The following is a 22,791-nucleotide window of genomic DNA, read 5'->3' as shown; positions in this document are numbered from 1 at the left end:
GGGTTGATGGGGGTGGGCAAGTCGCGTGCGCGGGTCTATGTCGAACACGACACCCAGGTGACTTTCGCCGACGTGGCCGGTATCGACGACGTCAAGGGCGAGCTGACAGAGATCGTGTCCTTCCTGAAAAACAAGGCGTGGTATGCGCGCCTTGGCGCCCATGTGCCCAAGGGCACGCTGCTGGTAGGCCCACCCGGCACCGGCAAGACCCTGGTCGCCAAGGCCATCGCCGGGGAAGCGGCGGTGCCATTTTTCTCGATCTCCGGCTCGGAGTTCGTGGAGATGTTCGTGGGCGTGGGTGCCGCCCGGGTGCGTGACCTGTTCGACCAGGCCCGCCAAGCGGCGCCTTGCATCATCTTCATCGATGAGCTGGATGCCCTGGGCAAGATGCGCGGCGTCGGCAGCTTTGGTGGCAATGACGAGAAAGAGCAAACCCTCAATCAGTTGCTCGCCGAGCTTGACGGCTTCGACCCACGGGAAGGCGTGGTGCTATTGGCAGCGACCAATCGCCCGGAAGTGCTGGACCCGGCGCTGCTGCGTGCCGGGCGCTTCGACCGGCAGATTCTCATCGACCGGCCCGACCGCAAGGGCCGCCTGGCGATCCTGAAAGTCCACCTGCACAAGATCATCTACAAGAACGACCTGGACTGCGAGCGGATTGCCGAGATCACCCCGGGCCTGACGGGCGCCGACCTGGCCAACCTGGTCAACGAGGCTGCCATCGTTGCCACCCGGCGGTCCAGCCAGTGGGTCGAGTTGCAGGACTTCACCGCTGCGGTCGAGCGACTGGTGGCGGGCATCGAGCGCAAAGGCAGCGTATTGCGCAGCGACGAGCGCCAGGTGGTGGCGTACCACGAAATGGGCCATGCCCTGGCCGCCAGTAGCCTGCCGGCGATGGACCCGGTGCACAAGGTGTCGATCATTCCCCGCGCCGCGGGTTCACTGGGCTACACCCTGCAACGGCCGACCGATGACCGCTACCTGATCAGCACGCAGATGCTGCGTGACCGCCTTGTCGTGCTGATGGCCGGGCGCGCCGCCGAGCACCTTGTGTTCGGCCAGGTCTCCACGGGGGCCGCCGACGACCTCGGGCGCGCCACCGATATCGCCCGCCAGCTGGTCACCCGCTTCGGCATGAGCCCGGTACTGGGCCAGGCGGTCCTTGAGCGCCAGCAAGCCGGCTATCTGGGTGACTCGCTGTTGCGTCAGGAGCGCAAGGACTACTCGGAGCAAACCGCGCGCGAAATCGACCTCGCTGTCCGCGGCTTGCTCGAAGAAGCCTATGGCCGCGCCCGGGCTTTGCTGGAGCAGCGCCGCGACGACCTGGATGCAGGCGCGCGTCTGTTGCTGGCCAAGGAGACCATCACCCCCGAAGAATTCCCGGCGTTGCAATCACAAGCCAATGAGCCCGCCACCTATGTGCTGGTCGATGCCACGAAATGAACCGCCGATCCTGGCCAGGGTACCTGCGATGCTCTTTGTCACGCTGATCAATATGCTGGTGGTGATCCTGGTGGTGATCATTCATTACGAATGCCTGCTGCGCCTGAATGACTGGCTACCTCGGCTCAAGCTCTGGAGCCGCTTTCGCATCGTCGCAGGCGTGTTCGGCGCGCTGCTGGCCCATGCCCTGGAGGTGTGGTGTTTTGCCTTGGCCTATTACCTGATGGCCCATGCCCCAGGCTGGGGTACGCTCAGCGGCAATTTCGACGGCAGTTTCCTGGACTGCGTGTATTTTTCCTTCACCACCTACACCACCATAGGCTTCGGCGATATCGCCCCCACTGGCCACCTCAAGTACCTCACCGGCCTGCAGGCGCTGACGGGCCTGGTGCTGATCACCTGGACCGCCTCGTTCCTGTTCCTGGAAATGCAGAAGTACTGGAAGGCCAAGTAAGGCGGGCTCAGGCTCGCGACGCTGATGTCCAGCGCCATTGCGCAACTTCAGGCATGTCTTCGCCATGTTCGATGAGGTAGAGCTTGTGCTTCTCCATCGTGGCCCAATAGCGGGCGCGGGCCTGTTCGAGCTGGGGCTGCAAACGTGGCACGCGCTCGAACACATCGAGCAGCAGCTGGTAGCGGTCCAGATTGTTGATGACTGCCATGTCGAACGGCGTGGTCGTTGCGCCCTCTTCGCGAAATCCCCGGACATGAAACCGTTGCGGATTGGCGCGTTTGTAGATTAGGCGGTGGATGAGCGCCGGATAGCCGTGGAAGGCAAAGATGACCGGTCGATCTTCGGTAAACAGCCCTTTGAAATCGCTGTCGGACAGCCCGTGAGGGTGCTGTTGCGACAGTTGCAGCGCCATGAGGTCAACGACATTCACCACCCTCACACGCACGTCTGGAGCCTGCTTTTGCAGCAGTGTAACCGCCGCCAGTACCTCCAGTGTCGGCACATCGCCCGCGCAGGCAAGCACCACCTCGGGCATCTCGTCATCATGGCAGGCCCAGCCCCAGCGCCCTATACCTGATTGGCAGTGCACGGCGGCCGCTTCGCAATCGAGCCATTGCCACTCCATCTGCTTACCGGCAACGATCACATTGATGTACCCACGGCTGCGCAGGCAATGCTCAGCCACCGACAACAGGCAGTTGGCGTCAGGTGGCAGATAGATCCGCGCAAGGTTGGCCTTCTTGTTTGCCAGCAGGTCGAGCAAGCCCGGGTCCTGGTGCGAGAAACCATTATGGTCCTGCCGCCAGACATGCGAAGTCAGGAGGATATTCAATGAGGCGATCGGCTTGCGCCAAGGCACCTCGGCAGCTGTCTTGAGCCATTTGGCATGTTGGTTGATCATCGAATCGACGATATGGATGAAAGCTTCGTAACAGGAAAACAGGCCATGGCGGCCCGTCAGCAGGTACCCCTCAAGCCAGCCCTCGCAGATGTGCTCACTGAGGATCTCCATGACCCGCCCCTGTGCCGAAAGGTGTCTATCATCGCTGGCCCGAGCATCCAGCCACACCTTGTCGGTCACCTCAAATACCGCATCCAGACGGTTGGACGCCGTTTCGTCAGGGCCGAACAGGCGGAAATTCTGCGACGCAATGCTGTTCTTCATGACATCGCGTACATAACCACCCAGCACTCTGGTCGCCTCGGCCCGCACCTGACCAGGGCCCGGCATCGGCACGCAGTAATCGGCGTAGTGCGGCAAATCCAGGGCCCGCAATAAGAGACCGCCGTTGGCATGGGGGTTCGCGCTCATGCGTCGCCGGCCAGTTGGGGTCAGCGCGGCCAGCTCAGGCAACAACGTACCCTGTGCGTCAAAAAGCTCATGGGGACGGTAACTTTCCAGCCATTGTTGCAGCTGCATCAGGTGCGGCGGTTTGTCAAGGTCCGCCAACGGCAACTGATGGGACCGCCAGGTGCCCTCTACGCGTTGCCCATCCACGTACCTGGGCCCCGTCCACCCTTTGGGGGTACGAAGAATCAGCACCGGCCACAAGGGCCTGTCGACGACCTGCGGGTCTTCGGCATGCCGCGCGAGGCGCTGGATCTGGCTGATCTTCTCGTAGATGACATCCAGCGTCCTGGCCAACGCGCGATGGACCTCCATCGGCTCGTCACCCTCGACAAAATACGGATCATAGCCATAGCCATACATGAGGCTGGTCAGCTCCTCCTCGCTGATCATCGACAGCACGCTGGGGTTGGCGATCTTGTAACCGTTCAGATGCAAGATGGGCAGCACCGCGCCGTCGCGGGCGGGGTTGAGGAACTTGTTGCAGTGCCAGCTGGCAGCCAGTGGCCCGGTTTCGGCCTCACCATCACCAATGACGCACGCCACGATCAGTTGCGGATTGTCCAGGGCGGCACCATAGGCATGGGCCAGCGAATAGCCCAGTTCGCCCCCTTCGTGAATGGAGCCAGGCACATGGGGGCCGACATGGCTGCCAATGCCATAAGGCCAGGAAAACTGCCGAAAGAGCCGGGCCATTCCAAGTGCGTTGCGCTCGACCGATGGGTTGAGCTCGGTGTAGGTACCGTCGAGGTATGCCTGAGCGACCAGGGCAGGACCGCCGTGGCCAGGCCCCGTGACGAACAGCACATTGAGGCTGTACTGGCGAATCAACCGGTTCAGATGGGTATAGACGAGGTTGAGCCCCGGGGAAGTCCCCCAGTGGCCCAGCAGCCGAGGTTTGACATCGGCCAAGGTCAAGGGCCTGGTCAACAAGGCATTGCCCTGCAGATAGATCTGGCCAACGGTGAGGTAGTTCGCCGCCCGCCAATAGGCATCCAGGCTTTCGAGCTCTTCAGTACCGGGGAAATCACTCATGCCAGCCTCCTTTCATAATCGCGCACGGGGCGCTCAAAGGTCTTCGCCGCGAAGATCTTCCTCCCGCCGGCTCTGTTGACGGATCAGCAGTCACAGTTCGTACAGGTGGTCCGACAGCAGGCCCATCAGGTCGTCCGCCGTGGCGATTCCGACCAGCAGACCGAGATCATCGACGACCGGAATGCGTCGGACAGTGGCGCGCCGCGGCATAGATGGAGATACCGGGTAATGCGGTGACCACGTCCCGTTTGCAGTATTTGCCAATGGACATCATGGGCTACCTCCACAGGCGGAGCCTCCTTGCTCCTCGATGCAGTGAGGGTGGGTGATCATTTACCGCTCTTGATCGGAATCACCTTTTCCGGATGGATGGCTTCGGCACGTTTGGGCAGGTGCACCAGCAGCACGCCCTTGTTGAACTGGGCGTCGATTTTCTCGGCGTCGACTCCACGGGGCAGCTGGAAAACCCGTTCGAAGCTGCCGTAATGGCGCTCGGACAGGTGATATTCCTTGCGTTTTTCGTCCACTTCTTCCTTTTTCTCGCCCCGGATCAACAGGTTGCCATTGACGAGCTTGATCTCGATATCCTTGGCATCCACGCCAGGCAACTCGGCGCTGATGCGGTACTCCTCGGCCAGCTCGCTGATGTCCATGGCCGGCATGCCGTGGGTGAACAGGTCACGCCGCCAGAAAGGTTCGACATCGAACGGTGTGTGGCTGAACGGCATGCGCATCGGCCGCCGTCCAAAATCCTCGAACAGGCTGTCGATCTGATGGCGCAATTGCTGGAAGGGCCGCCACAGCTCCGAAGGTTCGACGCTGGGCGGCGAAGCTTTGGTTGGCTGGGGGGCGGCGGGGGTAACAGGCACTTTCTTGGCAACTTCTGACATGGCGACCTCCTCGAATGAGTAATGCCTCCCAGGGAGACGCTTCGATCATGCGCCGTGGGGCAGCAGCCCATTTGACCTTTATCAACAACGTGAAGTCCCTGCCGCCCGCTGGTTTGATCCTGATCAAAGTGCCGGATTGCCCACGGTCTAGGCTGATTACAGCAAGTCATCCTTACAGTGCGAGGCAGTCATGGACCGCGAGGGTGCCAGCGTTCGCTTGCTCCAGACATTGCCCGGCCTGGGTATCCAGCAATTCGTGCGCCTGGCCCTTTGCAGCCAGCCATGCGGCGAGGCAATGGCTGGCCAGTACTGCGTGCTCAGTGGTCGTACCGAGTGCTGGCCGTGCAGTTACGTGACCCTACCTGGCGTGGCCGGGCAATTTATCGTCAGCACCCAGAGCGCGCAGCCCGTGGGCCGTGCGGGGGAGCTGCTCGACTATTCCGGGCCGCTTGGCAGCGCTTGGCCGTTGCCCCTGCAAAGCACAAGGTTGCTGGCCATCAGTCGCGCCGACGGCCTGCTGCCGTTGTTGGGTGCGCTGGATGAGATTCGCTGCTGGCTGCCCTGGTTACAATTGCAGCTGTCACATGACGGCATTGCGGCCGAACTGCTGCCAGACGATTGTCGAACCTGGCTGTCGGCACTGTCGCCATTGTCGCGTGACTACAGCAGTGGCTGGTGGCAGACCAGGCATTTGCTGACCACTTTCCGCCCGGACACGGTGTACTGTTGCGCGCCGCCACAGGTGGCGCGCCAAGTGGCACGGTTGTGCTGGCAAACTGGCGTAGCCGCGCAGCGTATCTGGATACGCACAGACCATGTGTCACGCCCGATCTGGGTGGGGCACTCCCCCGAAAGCTGGCCTGTGCAACGCTATGACCGGGTGCTTGCCGCGCTCAAGTGGGCTCCTCCAGGCGGGTCAGGTTGACCAGGCCTTGCATGTCGATGAGCCTGACCTCACGCCCGGCGCACAGCATGAAACCTGCATGGACGAAACGGCTGAACAGTCGGCTGACCGTTTCCTGCGTGAGGTCCAGGTAGTTGGCGATATCACCACGGGACATGGGCAGGTTGAACACATCAGCCTGCAAGCCTCGCGCCTGGTAACGCGCGGACATGCCCAGCAGGAAGATCGCCAACCGCTGTTCGGCACGCCCATGGCAGCAGCGCAGGTGCTCGTCCTTGCCCTGGATCCCCAGGCTGAGCATGTGCAGCAACTGATAGCGCAGCCCTGAAATCTGGCCGGACAGGTCCACCAGTTGGTCCAGCCTGATGGCGCAGACCAGCGAGACTTCCAGGGCAACGGCAAAGCTTCGGTAACAACTGGCACCAATAGCGTCCAGCCCGAGCATTTCCCCCGGCAGGAGAAAGCCAATCACCCGCTCGGTGCCCTCGGCATCGAGCAGAAAATTCTTGATCGCCCCGGAGCGCAAGGTATACACGTGCTCCATGGGTTCATTGGCCTTGAACAGGTACTCACCCCGCTTCAACGGCCGGTTACGGCGGACAATTCGCTCCAGCTTGGCCACTTCGTCGGCACTGAGGCTGGCTGCCAGGCAAAGCCGGCTCAACGAGCACGCAAGGCACTTGACCTGGAGCTTTGCTCCCATTTCCGCAGGGCCTGACATGAGGATGCCTCTGCTTTTTTGCAGGCGTGTATCTATTGAAGTTAGCGGTTCCACTAAACGTTAGCGGTCTGTCCGACCAAGGGTTGGACGCTACCCCCGGCTATACCCGCTTTTTTCTATCGGTTTGACAAGTCATGTGGGAAGCAATTGACAACTGTCAAGTCAGCGATGGGCCCGCTGCCGAAACTGAACTTCCTTGTTCATTCGACATAGAGGACATTGCCATGGCGCCCGCCGAGACTTCCCGTGAGCATAAAACGCCTTCGTTCCCAAAACCTTCGGGTGAATACTGGATCGAAGCCCTTGAAAACGGCGTTCACGTATTGATCAGGCCCTTGCAAGCCCAGGACCGAGAACGCGAAAAAGCCTTCATCGAACGGCTGTCGCCCGAATCGCGGCATTTCCGCTTCCTGTGCCAGCTCAGGGAGCCCGGTGAAGCCATGCTCGACCAGCTGATGAAGGTCGACCAGGATCGCCAGGCGGCTTACGTCGCCCTTGCCCACGTGGATGGCGAATTGCAGGAAGTGGGCATTTCCCGCTACGCCACTGCTAGCGGCAAGGACGAGTGTGAGTGTGCCGTTACCGTCATGGACAGCTGGCAGCACCATGGCTTGGGTCGCCTGCTGCTCAAGCACCTGGTCGACCATGCCCGGGCCAAGGGCTTGCGGCAGATGTATTCGGTTGATGCAGCAGCCAACCAAGCGATGCGCGAGCTGGCCAAAGCGGCGGGGTTCACCACCGTCGCTGACCCGGATGATCCCAGCCAGGTCATCCACCGGCTCTCCCTGATCTGAACCCTGGGCCGTCGCACTGACGGGTCAATGCGCGGCGGCCCGATTACGGGAGGCTCTCCATGAGCGGCCCTTCGAAGACATTGATGGAAAAACTCTAACTCGAACGCGCCATCGGCGTCGCCCCGAGAGCGAACGGCTGAGCCACTACTTCGAGGCGGTGCTGGCCGAGCAGTTCGATGCGCTGCTCTGGTTCGAACAGACCCAGCCAGTGACTGCCCTGCCCTTGCCGAAACAACAGCACCTTGAGCCTGAGGACGAAACCTATCCATTTGGTGTATGAGCCTCGGCGAAGCGCTATCAGGCGGATACGCGCTGCAGGGACTTCACAAACCCGTCGCCGGCAAGCGCAGTGGCCCCCGTGCCTGCACCGAACAAGCCGATGCGCAACTTGCCAGCTTCATCGTCTGCGTGCGAACTTCACCCCTGCGCTCAGTCATGGGGGGCACTCCGGCAAAGTGCTTGCTGATCAGCTTGCGCCATGAGCGTCATGACTTCCTCGTCCGACGTCTGCGGGAAATCCTGGTACCAATAGCCAACCGAGACCATCCGCTCAGGCACGCGCGGGCACACCAGCTCATCCACTTCACCGTACAGCGCTTCGAGCGTTTCTGGCGGTGCGACCGGGACGGCGACGACGATTCGCGCCGGTGACTGGGCTCGTGCAGCCTGTATCGCCGCCCTCATCGTGGCACCGGTCGCCAGGCCGTCATCAACGAGAATCACCACCTGATCCTTGAGTTGCTGGGCTGGCCGCCCTCCCCGGTAAGCCCGCTCGCGCCGCGCCAGTTCCTCGGTTTCCCTGGCAACCACGGCGTCGAACACCGCGCGATCTACCGGATAGGCCCGCAACATGTCGTCATTGAGGAAGGTTACTCCGCCGCTGGCTATCGCCCCCATGGCGAACTCGGGTTGAAACGGCATACCGAGCTTGCGCACCATCAGCAGGTCCAGGCGAACGTTGAGGGCAGTCGCGACTTCATAGGCCACCGGAACACCACCACGCGGCAGTGCAAGCACGATCACGTCGGGCCTGCCGGCATACCGGGCCAGTGGCTCTACCAGGCAACGTCCAGCCTGGGTACGGTCGACAAACACAGTTGGCAAGGCAAGATCATGGGACATGAACACCTCCCGCGCCGCGATGGGCGCCGGTCATTTCAGCTGCCGATGGAGCCGTTGATGGCTTCAAGGCGTGGCTGCACGCCCCGCCTCGGGCAGCAGGTCGAACTGCGCGAGGCAACGCTGCTCATCAGCAGGAGTCAGCGCCTTCAGACCGCTCACTTCCTGCATGGGCGTTTCGAACAGGGCCAGGCGCAGCACCCCATTGCGCTCCAGAAAGGTCTGTGCCAGGCACGTGCACACGGGTTTGCCGACCAGCGCAGCAAGCTTGTCATCCTCAGGCACCTCCACCTGGGCCTGCAGGTTGGCCGTGCAATTTTCTACAATCTGCGCCACGGAGCGCCCCGCCAGCCACACGGTGCCAGCACCGAGTAGGACCAGGAGCAGCAACACGCTTATCAACGTGTTCGATTCCCGGGTGATTGAACGCAGCAACGCCAGCCTGGCCTGCCAACCCGTCTGCTGGCCATTGAAAATGGCCTTGCCGACCGTGCGCTTGACGCCCCGCTGCACCGCCCATCCCAGCGCGACACTCAACGCCAGCAGGCCAAGGAGTACCGCCGGATCACGCATGGGCATGCGCCAGCTAGCGCTTAAGGCGCGATAGACGGACGCGGCGACGAGTAAAGCGACGATAGTCACGATCCAACCCAGGCTGCCCCTGGGCCTATGCAACCAGGCCCGCAGTTTCGCCCTTGCTTGTGTACTCATGATTCACCTCCCACGCCCGGCTAGCGCACAGGGTCGATGGCAACCGTTTCCTGATACTCAGGTACGCACACCTGCCAGCCGAGTTCAAGGCTGATTCGCCGCCGCAAGGTGTCGGCAGCGTGTGGCTCGCCATGAATGACATAGGTCTGACGGGGGGGCCGGGTGAACCCGCGCAACCATTCCATGATTTCATCGGCATCGGCGTGCGCAGAAAGATTCTCCATCGCATGCACCTGTGCACGGATGGGCACATCCTCGCCGTGCAACCGCACACTGTGGGCGCCCGCGACGATATCGGCACCCCGCGTCCCCCCGGCTTGAAAGCCCGAGAACAGAATGCTGTTGCGTGGGTTGGGGGCCAGCGCCTTCAGGTGGTGAAGCACCCGTCCGCCGGTCGCCATGCCACTGGCGGCGATGATCACTGCGGGCTCGCGCAGCTGGTCCAGGTGCCTGGACTCATCGACTGTCCGGACGATGTGCGTGCCTCTGCACATGGCGGCGCACTCGGCTGCGGTCAGCCGATGTTCACTGCGGTACTGCTGGTACAAGGCGGTGGCGTCGGTGGCCATCGGGCTGTTCAGGTAGACCGGGACATCAGGGATCAACCGGTCGCGCTTGAGCGTGTACAGGTAATACATGAGCAGTTGGGCACGGCCGACGGCGAACGAGGGTACCAGGGTAATGCCGTGGCGCAGGAGCGTTTCGTTGATGACCTTGGCCAGGTACTGCTCGGTCGATTCGGCGGGATGCTGGCGGTCCCCATAGGTAGACTCGATCAACAGCACGTCCGCCGTCCTGACCAGCTCAGGCGCACGCATGATCGGATCCTGAGGGCGGCCGAGGTCACCCGAAAACAGCACGGTCTGCCCTTCGGCGCTGATCTGGACCGTGGCTGCCCCCAGAATATGTCCGGCGGTACGCAACAGTAACTCCATGCCCTCGGCGATCATGGTCACCTGATGTAACGCCACGGGCCGAAACAGTGCCAGGGCACGTTTGGCATCCTGCTCGGTATAGAGCGGTTGCGCCGGCGCATGCTTGGAGTAACCGTGGCGATTGGCATGTTCGGCCTGCTCTTCCTGCAGCCGTGCACTGTCGAGCAGGAGGATTTCCGCCAAGGCGCACGTCGCCGGCGTGGCGTAGATCGGCCCGCGGTAGCCTTCCCGAACCAGCACCGGTAGATAACCGCTGTGGTCAAGGTGGGCGTGGGTCAGCACCACCGCATCAAGCGCCCGCAGCGCCGGGGGCAGTGGCTGCCAGTTGCGCAGGCGCAGTTGCTTGAAACCCTGGAAGAGTCCGCAGTCGACCAATACCCGCGTGCTGTCACGGGTCAACAGGAATTTGCTGCCGGTCACGGTGCCGGTGCCGCCAAGAAATGTCAGTTGCATGGCCAAGGCTCCCAACTTTCGGCTATTTGGGGATGAACGGCGAGCACGCTGCACGGTGGGCGGCTGACGATACGCTCGGTGGTGTCTCCCAACAGTTTGTCCAGGCCTTTGGGTTGCACCACGCCCATCACCACCGCGTCGATGTCCAGGGCCGCGACCTGTTCACGGATCACCTGTACCGGGCCTCCTTCCATGAAATGTCGGCGGTCAGGTGCGACGCCTTCGGCATCGGCCAGCGCTTCGAAAGGTTCCTGCAGTGCCTCGCGCATCTCGTCGATCCACGCCTGGGTGACATTCATGTCCGAGGCAAATACCCCTGCCAGATTGTAGGCCGATAGCAGATGCAGGTGCGCGTCACACTGCAACGCCAGCGCCTGGGCAGCACGAACCAGACCACGATTGAAGCACGCCTGAACGGCAGGCGTCTCACTGAACGCCGTATCCACTGCGACCAGCACACGCCGCGGCAATGAGATGGCCCCCGCCGGCACGAAATGGCTGACGCCTTTGAAACCTCGCATCAGCGCACAATCCAGTGGGGTGCCGAACACGCGCACCAGGGCCGACGCGGCTTCGCTGTCCTTGATGACCATATCGGGCTGCAGTTCACTGATGTAATCGATCGCCTGGCTGCGGATATCCTCCGCATTCAGGCTGTCGACCGTCAGCGTTATACCGCTGCCGCGATGCCGCTCGACCAATCCCGTCAACTGAACGCGATAGTGCTCGTACTGGCGCTTGATATCGGCCTCGTTCAGCCGCTCTTCGCGCAGAAGGTGCTCCTCGCTTGGCTCGAACAAGCCCAGTACATGCACGCTGGCGCCGCTGACATGCGCCAAGGCAAGGGCTCTGCGCAAAGCGGCGGAATGCGGTTCTACCTCGGTCAGCAGCACCAGCAATTGTCGATATTGCCCCATGGTGAACCTCCGCGCTTTCGTGAGTGGGTGTGATGCTGACGATATTCCGCGCACAGGACCGCTGCTGCTTGATGCAGATCAGAAAACCGCTACCCAGGCTGAACTTGATGATTGTCAGAACCGAAACGGCCCGCCACGTTAAAACGGCTGCACCAGGTACTGATCAAGCAACGGGAGGCGTCATGAACGGGCAGCAAACAGCACAGCCACAGACCTGCGAACACTGGGTCGAAAACCTCGAGGACGGTTCGGCGGTGCTGATCCGCCCACTGCGCGAAGAAGACCGCGAACGGGACAAGCGTTTTCTGAGCACCATCGCTTACGAATCACGGCGTTTTCGTTTCATTGCCGGGCTCAGCGGCGGCTTGCCTAGCTTGGACACGCAAGACATGCCCGTGGACTATCACCAGCGCATGGCCTATGTCGCCTTGGTTCATGTAGACGGTCAATTGCAACAAATCGGCGTCAGCCGCTATGCAGGCATACCTGGCAGTCAGCGGTGCGAATGTGCTGTGGCGGTCAGCGAAGACTGGCAGCGCAAGGGGTTGGGCAAGCGCCTGATGCAACACCTGATTGAAGCCGCACGACGCAATGGCTTTCAGTGCATGGTCTCCAGGGATCTGGCCAGCAACTATGGCATGCACCGGCTGGTCAAGGCACTGGGCTTCACCTCAAGATACCCTGGCGGGGATTTGAGCGAGATCCTGCACGAACTTGACCTGCGGCCTTGAAAAAACAAGGCCCTTGCGGGCCTTGTGCTTCAGCCTTTGGAGCGTTCTGGAGAAATCACCAGCACACTGCTGGACAACCGATGCAAAACGCGCTCGGCAGTACTGCCGATGAACCAGCCGATGCCATGGTGGTGATAACTGCCCATGACCAATACGTCGATATCATTGTTATCCATGAACATGGCCAGGGCCTTTGCCGGGTCGCCGATGCGCATATGGCGGTGTTCGACGGCGATCCCGTTGCGTTCGGCAAGCTCTTGGAAGGCAGCGCTCTGAACGTCATGCAACGTCTGGGCACGGTTCGAATCGAACAGGAACGAATGTTCCCGGCTGCCGCCGGCGTCCAGGTACATGGAACCCAAGTCGTAGGTGTACAGCAATTCGATCTGGGCATTGCACTGCAATGTCAGCTTCAGCGCTTCGCTGATGATCTGGTCGTTGAAACCTTCAAACTGATCCTCAGGCCTGGACAGGTCCACCGCCGCCAGAATCCTGCGTGGCAACGCATGGCTCGCCTTGTGTACCAAGTGTAAGGGTATTCGCGTTTCGCGCAGCAACTGGATATCCAGCGAGGTGAACATTGCGCGCATCCACCAAGGTTCATGCTCAAGCTCTTTGATCAGCATGGCAAACGGTTGCTCACGCAAGTGTATCAGGATCTCATTCAAGGGCTGCTGCACCCACACCACTTCGGTTGTGACGGTGACGCCATTGCGCCGCATCGGCAACGCCTGGGTTTCCAGCCATGCGCGGTGCTGCTGCACGTAACCCTCGCGCATGACTGCGAGCGCTTGATCATTCACCAAGCCCGCCGTGGCAAGCCCTTCCACGTAGTCGAAAGCGACGATGTGCAGCGCCATCCCCTTGGCCTTGGCCAGCGCAGCGGCCCGGTCATAGGCCGGGGTTCGGCGCATCAGGGGGGAGGCGATCAGCAGCAATCTTTGCGGAGTTTCCATGGCACACCTCTGAGGTTGCGATACGTACGTAAAGCATCTGTCACCTACGTGTTGCGAACTTGATGTTTATCAACTGGAGGCACCTACCGACCAGTGGCATTGCCCATGGCGCAAGAACTTGACGCGGATCAATACCTCGGGACTTCGCCGGCGCACCCTGTACCCAGATCACAGCCACTTCAGGCCCCGCAGGCGTGCCATGGCGACACCGCCCTGAGTTTCACCTGCACTGCCGGCAGGGACGCCTTCATTCTGCATTGTCTACCGATACATGCTTTGGAGGCCCTGATGAACGTTTACGTCGAGAAGCACACAGAGCAGGGACGCTGTTGGGTACACATGGATGACTGGCGGGTGGGTTTCAGGACGGCTGCCGAAGCCGAGCGGTTTGTTGAACGGCTTACAAGCCGCCTCAATGCCCCCCACTCGCGTGACATGCTTGCAGATTGGTCGCCCCATACCGGGGTGACCGTCGGGCTCGGTGCGCGTCATGGCGCAGGGGCCCAAAGCGGCCTCCAAAATGCGAAGGAGGCCTGAAAATGCCTGGCCAGCTGAAGGTCACCCTGCTCGACTCACCCAACGCATTGTCCAAGGCAAACCCTATTCACCTGAAACCGCTGGTGAACCACTGCATGGATTGCCGGGTCAGCGGCCTGTGCCTCCCCACGGGTCTGCCGGTTGACGACAACAGCTGCCTGGGCGCGTTGATAGGCCCACGCATGCGCATTCGCAAGGGTGCCGCGCTGTTCAATGCCAACGATCCGCTGACCATGCTCTATGCCGTACGTTGCGGCAGTTTCAAGACCAGCCTGAACACCGCCGAGGGGCAAGGCGTGGTGATCAACTTCTGGATGCCGGGGGATGTACTCGGCCTCGATGCCATTGCCACAGAGCACCATGTCTGTGACGCCATTGCCCTGGAAGACAGCGAAGTCTGCCCCGTCCCCTATCGTCGCTTGCAAACCCTGGCGCGTGAGTTTCCGGAGCTGCAGCAGAGCCTTAATCGCTTGATGAGCCGCGAGATCGTGCGTGAGCACGGGCGCGTGCTGATGCTGTGCAACCTGACAGCAGAGCAGCGGCTGGCCAGCTTCCTGGTGGGGCTCTCCAGACGCTTCGTCAGCCGCGGTTACTCTGCCCATGGCTTCATGTTGCGCATGTCTCGTGAAGACATGGCTTCGTACCTGGGGTTACGCCTGGAAACCGTGTGCCGATCCGTCGCCCGTCTGCGCGCGCTGGGTATCGTCGACCTGCATGGCAGGTTGGTAGAAATTCTCGATATGCCTGCACTCATGGCACTGGAACAAGGTGGCGGGGAATGTGAGGTCAAGGTCCCGCTAAAGGCACCATGCTCGACGCCTTGAATGTTGGCCACGGCGCTGTGGCGCTGGGTATCGGCATGCTGGTGGGGCTGGAGCGCGAGCGTAAGAAGGGGCGTAACGAAGACCACGCGGCCGCCGGACTCAGGACCTTCGCCATCACTGCATTGCTGGGCTACGTCAGCATGTTGCTGGCCGGTGCGGTGCTGGTCGCGGTTTCGAGTCTGGGCCTGGTGCTGATGCTCTGCATGCACTACCGCAGACATGCCGATAAAGACCCTGAAGTGACCAGTGAAATTGCCCTGCTGCTGGTGCTGACACTCGGAGCGCTCAGCCACCATGAGCCTGAGCTCGCCGCAGCGGTGGGCGTGGTGCTCACCGTGCTGTTGGCGCTGCGACGCGAACTGCATCATTTCGTGCTGCAACAATTGAGCGAGGAAGAGCTGCGCGATGGCCTGATGTTGTCCACGGTGGCCTTGGTGGTACTGCCGCTGACACCGGACCAGTTTCTAGGCCCCTACAACATACTCAACCCGCGCACGATTTGTAACCTGGTGGTCTTGCTGATGGCCGTGGGTGCTTTAGGACACATCGTCATGCGCCTGATGGGACCTCGCTATGGCCTGCCCTTGAGCGCGATCGCATCGGGCTTTGCTTCAAGTTCTGCCACCATTGCCCTGCTTGCGCACCGCGTCAGACAGCAAGGCGCTGCTGCCAGGCCATTTGCCGGCGCTGCCGTATTGTCCAATCTCGCCAGCATCACCCAATTTGCACTGGTGCTGAGCATCGTCGACCGTCGCTTGCTCGACCCTTTCTGGTCATCGATCGCGCTGGGGGCACTGGTCACACTCGTGTATGGCGTGCTTCTGCTAGCCCCTTGGCGTGCTGCTCATGGAGGATCCGCCACACATCCGGGTGATGGCGCGTTCAGTCTCTGGACAGCACTGGCGATCACCGCTGCAATAACCGGCATCGCCTTGTTCTCGGCATTTCTGCTTCAGCTTCTGGGCCCCAATGGCGTCAATCTCGCGGCTTTCGTCGGCGGCCTGGCCGATGCTCATGCGGCCACGGCCTCGATCGCCTCGTTGGTCGCTGCCGGACGAATCAGTGCGAATGAAATCGTCATACCGGGGTTGCTCGCATTGACGGGGAACACATTGAGCAAATGTGTTCTGGCCTTGAGCAACGGAGGTTTCAGCTTTTCGCGATACCTCATTCCAGGGCAACTGCTCATCCTGGGGGCAATGTGGTTGGGGTTGCTCCTGTAAGGACACAAGAACTGCCTGCTGGTAGTAGGTGACTTACCCTCAAGCCAACCCGCCAAAACGCTTGTAGAAACTCTCACTCACATCCGGCAATGGGCCATCTGCTGTTTCCAGTGCTGCATTCAACCATTCTTCGGCTTTGGCAAACACCAGTCGGTAGAGGTTACGGCACAACTGCCGCGCAGCCCTTCCCTCCCAGTCCCCTGGCAGCAGCTCGTCGGGCAGTTGCGGGTCGCGCAGCAGCAGGCGGCGGTACTCGTGAATCAGCAGCGTGCGTGCCAGGAAGCAATCTTGAGCATCCAGCAACGGCTGCTCTTTCAAACCTTGCCACAGCGGCCTGAACAGCTGGATAAACTCGCTGTATTGCTGCCCCAGTTCGTCGATACGCCAGCTTTCCCGCACCTGGGCGCGCATCGCCTTGGACGCGAGCACCTCCTGGGTGTGGGTGTCGAAGACGATACTGTCGTCGCCGGCCTCAAGGTCACGCAACGTGGCCACCAGGTCGGCACGGTCTGCCCGTGGGCAACCCAGCAGGTTCGGCGCCATGACACCAAACCCCTGCCACTCCAGCTCTTCACGCACGGCCTTGCGTTTACCCGCCTCGAGTTGCGACAGCAACACCAGCGTCCAGGCCCCGTCCCAGGCTGGCTGGCTTGGGCTATAGACGCGCTTGAAAGCTTTTTCGAAACGCCGACGGCCAGTGCCTGTCAGGCTGTAATAACTGCGTCGACCCACCTTTTCTGCAGTGAGCCAACCTTCTTTGGTCAGGCGAAAGATCGACGTGCGAATCAGCCGTTCATTGATGCCGATCGGTTCCAGCAGGTTGATCAGGCTACCGAGCCAGACTGTACCGCCGTGCGGTTCGATGGCATCGCCGTACAACGTGATGATCAGGGAACTGGCACGGATCGGCGTCTGTTCCTGAAAACGGGTGATCAAGTGGTTCAGTGGGGCAAGAGTGCTCATGGGCGAACTGTGCGCGGATAAAGCACCGACTATACCTGTGCGGCGGGCCGCCTGGCCATTGCGTGTCGCTGCCAGGCTCATGCGCTCGCCTGGCCCTTGGGCCTGACCCCGGTGTCTTCCATGCGCGGGCGTCCCGGCTCTGCCTCGGCCAGCGGCGGGCATTCGACCATGCTGTTCATGCAGCGCTGCGCCAGGTGCTGGTACTCCGCCGTCCCGCGCTGTTTCCAGGCCAGCTCCTGATCGGTCAGTGGGCGTTTGACCTGGGCTGGCGACCCCATCACCAGGCTCTGCGCCGCGCATTCGAAGCCTGCCTTGACGAAGGCAGTGGCCGCGACAATGCAACGTGGTGCTACATGGGCGCCATCCATCACCACGGCGTTCATACCGACCAACGCGTCTTCGCCCACTCGGCAGCCGTGCAGCACGGCGCCATGGCCGATGTGCCCGTTACGCTCTACTACGGTGTCGCCACCCGGGAAACCGTGCATCACGCAGGTGTCCTGCAAGTTGGCGCCCTCCTCCAGCACGATGCGGCCGAAATCGCCCCTGAGCGATGCCAGTGGGCCGATGTAGCAGCGGGGGCCAACGATGACGTCGCCGATCAGGACTGCACTGGGGTGCACGTAGGCTGTCGGGTGAACCACGGGCGTCAGGCCGTCCAGTCGATAGCAAGGCATGGCATCACTCCTGAAATGATTTGAAATTTCTTTCGATCTTGTATCAGAAGCTGTTTGGTCGTCAATCGTGTATCACTTATGTTGATTTGATTCTGCCAGGCAAAAACCAGCCTTAAATACCAGAAAATAACGAGATGAACCGATTCTTCTGCAGGCATTGCTCTGCGGCTTTGGCCGCTGGAAAATAAAAAAGAGATACGCGAATGCGTTTTGAACCTTGCATTGATGTATCACATAGAGCATATACTGATCTCACCTGGTCGTGATCCCGCATTACGCCCCTGCAAACAATTCCAAAAAATGCCGGCCACGCGATGTGCCGTGCGTACAGCCAGAGGAACCCGACATGCCGCGATATATCGATGTGCAGGCGCCCGAACACGGCGTTCAGCTCATTACCCTGCAACGGCCCGAGGCCTTGAATGCCCTGTGCACCGAGCTACTGGCAGAACTGGCTGCTGCGCTGCAGGCTGCCGGGGACGACGAGCATGTCCGGGCCGCAGTGATTACCGGCAGTGCCAAAGCATTCGCCGCAGGCGCCGACATCCGCGAGATGGCTGATCGCGACCTGGTCGGCATCCTCAATGACCCGCGCGTAGCGCATTGGCAAAGCATCGCCGCATTCGCCAAACCGCTGATTGCCGCAGTCAACGGCTATGCCCTGGGTGGCGGCTGTGAACTGGCAATGTGCGCCGACATCGTCATCGCCGGTACCGACGCCCGTTTCGGCCAGCCGGAAATCAACCTTGGCATCATCCCCGGTGCTGGCGGCACCCAGCGCCTGTTGCGTGCCGTCGGTAAGCCGTTGGCCATGCAGATGGTGCTGACGGGGGAAGCCATCACTGCCCACCGCGCCCAGCAGGCCGGCCTGGTCAGCGAAATCACCCAGCCCGAACTCACCGTAGAACGCGCCATGCAGGTTGCCCGCAGCATCGCCGCCAAAGCGCCGCTGGCCGTGCGCCTGGCCAAGGAGGCGTTACTGAAGGCCGGTGATACCGACCTGGCCAGCGGCCTGCGCTTCGAGCGCCATGCCTTCACCCTGCTGGCTGGCACCGCCGACCGCGATGAAGGCATCCGCGCCTTCCAGGAAAAGCGCCAAGCCCGTTTCCAGGGGCGCTGATCATCATTCTCTCGACTGACGGAGCGAGTCTGTCATGACTTTCCAGCACATCCTGTTTTCCATCGAGGACGGCGTTGCCTTCCTTTCATTGAACCGCCCCGAGCAGCTGAACAGCTTCAATACGGCCATGCATCTGGAGGTGCGCGAAGCGCTCAAGCAAGTGCGCCAAAGCAGTGACGCGCGGGTGCTGCTGCTGACGGCTGAAGGCCGCGGCTTCTGCGCCGGGCAGGACCTGTCCGACCGCAACGTTGCCCCAGGCGCCGAAATGCCGGACCTGGGCCAATCGATCGACACGTTTTACAACCCGCTGGTACGCACCCTGCACGACCTGCCTTTGCCGGTGATCTGTGCGGTCAACGGCGTGGCGGCCGGTGCTGGTGCCAACATTCCCTTGGCCTGCGACCTGGTGCTGGCCGCCCGCTCGGCCAGTTTCATCCAGGCCTTCTGCAAGATCGGCCTGGTGCCGGACTCCGGCGGTACCTGGCTGCTGCCGCGCTTGGTCGGTATGGCCCGGGCCAAGGCGCTGGCCATGCTGGGCGAGCGCCTTGGCGCCGAACAGGCCGAGCAATGGGGGTTGATCCACCGCGTGGTGGATGATGCCGCGCTGCGTGACGAAGCCCTCACCCTCGCCCGCCAGCTCGCCGCCCAGCCCACCTACGGCCTGGCACTGATCAAGCGCAGCCTCAATGCCAGTTTCGACAACGGTTTTGAGGCGCAGCTGGAGCTGGAGCGCGACCTGCAGCGCCTGGCCGGGCGCAGCGAGGACTACCGCGAAGGCGTAAGCGCCTTCATGAACAAACGCACGCCAGCCTTCAAGGGGCGCTGAACATGGGCGCACTCGCAAGCAATGTGCAGGTGGCGGTGATCGGTGCCGGCGCCATGGGCGCCGGTATCGCCCAGGTTGCGGCCCAGGCCGGCCACCCCGTCAAGCTCTACGACAACCGCCCGGGTGCGGCCGCCCAGGCGGTGACGGGTATCGATCGCCAACTGGCCCGGCTGGTGGACAAAGGAACGTTGCTGGCCGCTGAACGTGAAGCGATCAATGCCCGCCTGTGCCCGGTCGATACACTCGACGCCTTGGCAGATGCCGGCCTGGTCATTGAAGCCATCGTCGAAAACCTGCAGGTGAAGCAGGCGTTGTTCGGCCAGCTCGAAACCCTGTGCGCAGCCGACTGTATCCTTGCCAGCAACACTTCGTCACTGTCCATCACCAGCCTCGCCGCTGGCCTTGAACGCCCGCAGCACGTGGTGGGTATGCACTTCTTCAACCCGGCACCGCTGATGGCGCTTGTCGAGGTGGTGTCGGGCCTGGCAACCGACCCGGCAGTGGCCGCATGCATCTACGCCACTGCCCAGGCCTGGGGCAAGCAGCCGGTCCACGCACGCTCTACACCGGGTTTCATCGTCAACCGTGTAGCGCGGCCGTTCTATGCCGAAAGCCTGCGCCTGCTACAGGAAGGTGCCGCCGATTGCGCCAGCTTGGATGCGCTGATGCGTGACGCTGGCGGCTTTCGCATGGGGGCGTTCGAGCTGACCGACCTGATTGGTCATGACGTCAATTACGCTGTCACGTGTTCAGTATTCGATGCTTTCTATGGCGATTTCCGCTTCCAGCCTTCGCTGGTGCAGAAGGAACTGGTGGACGCCGGTCGCCTGGGGCGCAAGACCGGCCAAGGCTTCTATCGCTATGCCGAAGGCGTCGAGCGTCCGCAGGCGGCCGAACTGCACAGCTTCGCCGGCGCAGAGGCCTGCGTTGTCGAGGGCAACCTGGGGGTGATGCAGCCGCTGGTCGAGCGGCTTCGCCAAAGCGGCATTGCCGTGACCCAACGCGCCGGTAGTGGCTTGATTCAGGTGGGCGATGCCACCCTGGCCCTGTCCGATGGCCGCCTGGCCAGCCAGCGTGCCCGCGAAGACGGCCTGCGCAACCTTGTGCTGCTCGACCTGGCGCTGGACTACAGCAGCGCCACCCGCCTTGCCATCAGTTGGTCCGCCGATACCACTGACAGCGCCCGCGACCAAGCCGTAGCCTTGCTGCAGCGTGCCGGCCTGAAAGTGACCGGTGTCGCCGACCTGCCCGGCCTGGTGGTACTGCGCACCGTGGCAATGCTCGCCAACGAGGCCGCCGATGCGGTGCTTCAGGGCGTCGGCAGCGCCGCCGACATCGACCTGGCCATGCGCGCCGGCGTCAATTACCCGTGCGGCCCGCTGGCCTGGGCGGCGAACATCGGTATTGCCCATACCCTGCGCGTGCTCGACAACCTGCAGCGCAGCTACGGCGAAAGCCGCTACCGCCCTTCCCTGCTGTTACGTCGCTGCGAAGCCAAAGGAGGCACCCTGCATGACTGAAGTGGAACTGGCACAAGCCTGTGCCGACGCCATGTACGCCCGCGACCCGGCCACTCAGGGCCTGGGCATCAGCCTGCTGGATGCTGGCCCAGGCCGGGCCAGCTTGCGCATGGCGGTACGTGCCGACATGATCCAGGGGCATGGCACCTGCCATGGCGGTTTCCTGTTCGCGTTGGCCGATTCGGCGTTCGCCTTCGCCTGCAATAGCTACGACCAGGCCACGGTGGCGCTGGGCTGCACCATCGACTACCTGGCCCCGGCGCTGCGCGATGACGTGCTCACCGCCCACGCCAGCGAAGTCAGCCGCAAAGGCCGCACCGGCCTGTACGACGTGCGTATCGACAACCAGCGTGGTGAGCTGGTGGCGATGTTCCATGGCAAATCCTACAAAGTGCGCGGCACCGTGCTGGCGCAGGAGACGCAAGATGAATGAACCGACCCACGCCGATGCCTTGATCATCGACGCCGTGCGTACCCCCATTGGCCGCTATGCCGGGGCCCTGAGCAGTGTGCGCGCCGACGACCTGGCGGCCATCCCGCTCAAAGCCTTGATCCAGCGCCACCCCGAACTGGACTGGAAAGCCATTGATGACGTCATCTTCGGCTGCGCCAACCAGGCCGGCGAGGACAACCGCAACGTGGCCCACATGGCGAGCCTGCTGGCCGGGCTGCCACTCGAAGTACCAGGGACCACGATCAACCGCCTGTGCGGTTCCGGCCTGGATGCCATCGGCAATGCGGCACGTGCCCTGCGCTGTGGTGAAGCGGGGCTCATGCTGGCCGGTGGTGTGGAATCCATGTCGCGTGCGCCGTTTGTGATGGGTAAGTCGGAACAGGCATTCGGGCGTGCGGCCGAGCTGTTCGACACCACCATCGGCTGGCGTTTCGTCAACCCGCTGATGAAGGCCGCCTACGGCATCGATTCGATGCCGGAAACGGCTGAAAACGTGGCCGAACAGTTCGGCATCTCGCGCGCCGACCAGGATGCCTTTGCCCTGCGCAGCCAGCACAAAGCCGCAGCAGCTCAGGCCCGCGGCCGCCTGGCGCGGGAAATCGTGCCGGTCGAAATCCCGCAACGCAAAGGCCCAGCCAAAGTGGTCGAGCATGACGAGCACCCGCGCGGCGACACGACCCTGGAGCAGCTGGCTCGGCTCGGGACGCCGTTTCGTGAAGGCGGCAGCGTAACGGCGGGTAATGCCTCCGGCGTGAATGACGGCGCTTGCGCCCTGCTGCTGGCCAGCAGCGCCGCGGCCCGCCGCCATGGGCTGAAGGCCCGCGGTCGCATCGTCGGCATGGCGGTGGCCGGGGTTGAGCCCAGGCTGATGGGCATTGGTCCGGTGCCTGCGACCCGCAAGGTGCTGGCGCTCACCGGCCTGGCACTGGCTGACCTGGATGTCATCGAACTCAATGAGGCCTTTGCCGCCCAAGGGCTGGCCGTGTTGCGCGAGCTGGGCCTGGCCGACGACGACCCGCGAGTCAACCGCAACGGCGGCGCCATCGCCCTGGGCCATCCACTGGGCATGAGCGGTGCTCGATTGGTGACCACTGCCTTGCACGAGCTTGAAGAAACGGCCGGCCGCTACGCCCTGTGCACCATGTGCATCGGTGTAGGTCAAGGCATCGCCATGATCATCGAGCGCCTCTGAGCGGTTCGGGCCCTGCGCTTGTTACCGAACTGAACGCAGCCGTA

General features: G+C 62.2%; 23 protein-coding genes. 13 read left to right on the top strand and 10 right to left on the bottom strand.

Going from position 1 to position 22,791, the window contains the following annotated elements:
• Positions 1-1,443 (top strand): ATP-dependent zinc metalloprotease FtsH (gene ftsH / locus AC3WLP_RS15140; RefSeq protein WP_103340198.1); only part of this gene is annotated, 1,443 nt, incomplete at its 5' end.
• A 28-nt stretch (positions 1,444-1,471) separates the two neighbouring features.
• Positions 1,472-1,897, top strand: a complete 426-nt coding sequence (locus tag AC3WLP_RS15135) for a potassium channel family protein (RefSeq protein ID WP_088513168.1) — start codon at positions 1,472-1,474, stop codon at positions 1,895-1,897.
• A 7-nt stretch (positions 1,898-1,904) separates the two neighbouring features.
• Here the strand turns inward: AC3WLP_RS15135 and AC3WLP_RS15130 are convergent, their stop codons facing one another.
• The gene (locus AC3WLP_RS15130; RefSeq protein WP_088513169.1) at positions 1,905-4,280 is read right to left on the bottom strand and encodes a phosphoketolase family protein; all 2,376 of its coding nucleotides are present in this window, start codon (positions 4,278-4,280) and stop codon (positions 1,905-1,907) included.
• 329 nt (positions 4,281-4,609) lie between these two features.
• The gene (locus tag AC3WLP_RS15125; protein ID WP_012052284.1) at positions 4,610-5,170 is read right to left on the bottom strand and encodes an Hsp20/alpha crystallin family protein; all 561 of its coding nucleotides are present in this window, start codon (positions 5,168-5,170) and stop codon (positions 4,610-4,612) included.
• A gap of 190 nt (positions 5,171-5,360) precedes the next feature.
• Here AC3WLP_RS15125 and AC3WLP_RS15120 point away from each other — a divergent pair, with 190 nt between their 5' ends.
• The gene (locus AC3WLP_RS15120; RefSeq protein ID WP_017148343.1) at positions 5,361-6,095 is read left to right on the top strand and encodes a hypothetical protein; all 735 of its coding nucleotides are present in this window, start codon (positions 5,361-5,363) and stop codon (positions 6,093-6,095) included.
• Here AC3WLP_RS15120 and AC3WLP_RS15115 read toward each other — a convergent pair.
• Positions 6,064-6,795, bottom strand: coding sequence for a cyclic nucleotide-binding domain-containing protein (locus AC3WLP_RS15115; RefSeq protein WP_029611845.1), 732 nt, complete (start codon positions 6,793-6,795; stop codon positions 6,064-6,066). The genes AC3WLP_RS15120 and AC3WLP_RS15115 overlap by 32 nt on opposite strands.
• Positions 6,796-7,019: 224 nt before the next feature.
• Between AC3WLP_RS15115 and AC3WLP_RS15110 the strand changes: the two genes are divergently transcribed.
• Positions 7,020-7,589, top strand: a complete 570-nt coding sequence (locus tag AC3WLP_RS15110; RefSeq protein WP_004374572.1) for a GNAT family N-acetyltransferase — start codon at positions 7,020-7,022, stop codon at positions 7,587-7,589.
• 16 nt (positions 7,590-7,605) lie between these two features.
• Complete coding sequence (locus AC3WLP_RS15105) at positions 7,606-7,869, top strand: erythromycin esterase family protein (protein WP_371919690.1); 264 nt, start codon at positions 7,606-7,608, stop codon at positions 7,867-7,869.
• Positions 7,870-8,018: 149 nt separating this feature from the next.
• Here the strand turns inward: AC3WLP_RS15105 and AC3WLP_RS15100 are convergent, their stop codons facing one another.
• From AC3WLP_RS15100 to AC3WLP_RS15085, 4 genes are all read right to left on the bottom strand, one after another.
• The gene (locus AC3WLP_RS15100; RefSeq protein WP_088513170.1) at positions 8,019-8,711 is read right to left on the bottom strand and encodes a phosphoribosyltransferase; all 693 of its coding nucleotides are present in this window, start codon (positions 8,709-8,711) and stop codon (positions 8,019-8,021) included.
• A gap of 63 nt (positions 8,712-8,774) precedes the next feature.
• Entirely contained in the window at positions 8,775-9,281 is a 507-nt protein-coding gene (locus AC3WLP_RS15095; protein WP_004577369.1) for a hypothetical protein, read from the bottom strand.
• A gap of 158 nt (positions 9,282-9,439) precedes the next feature.
• Positions 9,440-10,807: an MBL fold metallo-hydrolase RNA specificity domain-containing protein gene (locus tag AC3WLP_RS15090; RefSeq protein ID WP_004374564.1), complete on the bottom strand. Its 1,368-nt coding sequence runs from the start codon at positions 10,805-10,807 to the stop codon at positions 9,440-9,442.
• Positions 10,798-11,724: a universal stress protein gene (locus tag AC3WLP_RS15085; RefSeq protein WP_088513171.1), complete on the bottom strand. Its 927-nt coding sequence runs from the start codon at positions 11,722-11,724 to the stop codon at positions 10,798-10,800. Before AC3WLP_RS15085 ends, AC3WLP_RS15090 begins: the two co-directional genes overlap by 10 nt.
• A 182-nt stretch (positions 11,725-11,906) precedes the next feature.
• Here AC3WLP_RS15085 and AC3WLP_RS15080 point away from each other — a divergent pair, with 182 nt between their 5' ends.
• A complete protein-coding gene (locus tag AC3WLP_RS15080) occupies positions 11,907-12,455 on the top strand; it encodes a GNAT family N-acetyltransferase (RefSeq protein ID WP_088513172.1) in 549 nt (182 codons plus the stop codon).
• A gap of 29 nt (positions 12,456-12,484) precedes the next feature.
• On the opposite strand, the gene AC3WLP_RS15075 is transcribed toward AC3WLP_RS15080, so the two are convergent.
• Complete coding sequence (locus AC3WLP_RS15075) at positions 12,485-13,411, bottom strand: universal stress protein (RefSeq protein ID WP_004577372.1); 927 nt, start codon at positions 13,409-13,411, stop codon at positions 12,485-12,487.
• Between the two features lie 539 nt (positions 13,412-13,950).
• Between AC3WLP_RS15075 and fnrC the strand changes: the two genes are divergently transcribed.
• Positions 13,951-14,772: a Crp/Fnr family transcriptional regulator FnrC gene (fnrC, locus tag AC3WLP_RS15070; protein ID WP_088513174.1), complete on the top strand. Its 822-nt coding sequence runs from the start codon at positions 13,951-13,953 to the stop codon at positions 14,770-14,772.
• Positions 14,757-15,995, top strand: coding sequence for an MgtC/SapB family protein (locus tag AC3WLP_RS15065; protein WP_047602804.1), 1,239 nt, complete (start codon positions 14,757-14,759; stop codon positions 15,993-15,995). The genes fnrC and AC3WLP_RS15065 overlap by 16 nt, the downstream gene beginning before the upstream one ends.
• 39 nt (positions 15,996-16,034) lie before the next feature.
• Here AC3WLP_RS15065 and paaX read toward each other — a convergent pair whose 3' ends face one another.
• Together paaX and paaY are read right to left on the bottom strand one after the other, a co-directional pair.
• Positions 16,035-16,958, bottom strand: coding sequence for a phenylacetic acid degradation operon negative regulatory protein PaaX (gene paaX, locus AC3WLP_RS15060; RefSeq protein ID WP_004374548.1), 924 nt, complete (start codon positions 16,956-16,958; stop codon positions 16,035-16,037).
• Positions 16,959-17,035: 77 nt separating this feature from the next.
• Complete coding sequence (gene paaY, locus AC3WLP_RS15055) at positions 17,036-17,635, bottom strand: phenylacetic acid degradation protein PaaY (protein WP_004374546.1); 600 nt, start codon at positions 17,633-17,635, stop codon at positions 17,036-17,038.
• 346 nt (positions 17,636-17,981) lie between these two features.
• On the opposite strand from paaY, the gene paaF reads away from it, so the two are divergent.
• Genes paaF through pcaF form a run of 5 tightly spaced genes read left to right on the top strand, consistent with a single transcriptional unit; the run spans position 17,982 to position 22,747 of the window.
• Complete coding sequence (paaF, locus tag AC3WLP_RS15050) at positions 17,982-18,755, top strand: 2,3-dehydroadipyl-CoA hydratase PaaF (protein WP_019751537.1); 774 nt, start codon at positions 17,982-17,984, stop codon at positions 18,753-18,755.
• Between the two features lie 34 nt (positions 18,756-18,789).
• Complete coding sequence (gene paaG, locus AC3WLP_RS15045) at positions 18,790-19,581, top strand: 2-(1,2-epoxy-1,2-dihydrophenyl)acetyl-CoA isomerase PaaG (RefSeq protein WP_088513176.1); 792 nt, start codon at positions 18,790-18,792, stop codon at positions 19,579-19,581.
• Between the two features lie 2 nt (positions 19,582-19,583).
• Positions 19,584-21,101: a 3-hydroxyacyl-CoA dehydrogenase PaaH gene (gene paaH / locus AC3WLP_RS15040; RefSeq protein WP_088513177.1), complete on the top strand. Its 1,518-nt coding sequence runs from the start codon at positions 19,584-19,586 to the stop codon at positions 21,099-21,101.
• Positions 21,094-21,534, top strand: a complete 441-nt coding sequence (paaI, locus tag AC3WLP_RS15035) for a hydroxyphenylacetyl-CoA thioesterase PaaI (RefSeq protein ID WP_012052299.1) — start codon at positions 21,094-21,096, stop codon at positions 21,532-21,534. Before paaH ends, paaI begins: the two co-directional genes overlap by 8 nt.
• Positions 21,527-22,747: a 3-oxoadipyl-CoA thiolase gene (gene pcaF / locus AC3WLP_RS15030; protein WP_010954159.1), complete on the top strand. Its 1,221-nt coding sequence runs from the start codon at positions 21,527-21,529 to the stop codon at positions 22,745-22,747. Before paaI ends, pcaF begins: the two co-directional genes overlap by 8 nt.
• Positions 22,748-22,791: the final 44 nt, after the last annotated feature.

The sequence above is a fragment of the Pseudomonas sp. FW305-E2 genome (assembly GCF_058782925.1).
This window is presented reverse-complemented; position numbering and strand designations above follow the sequence as displayed.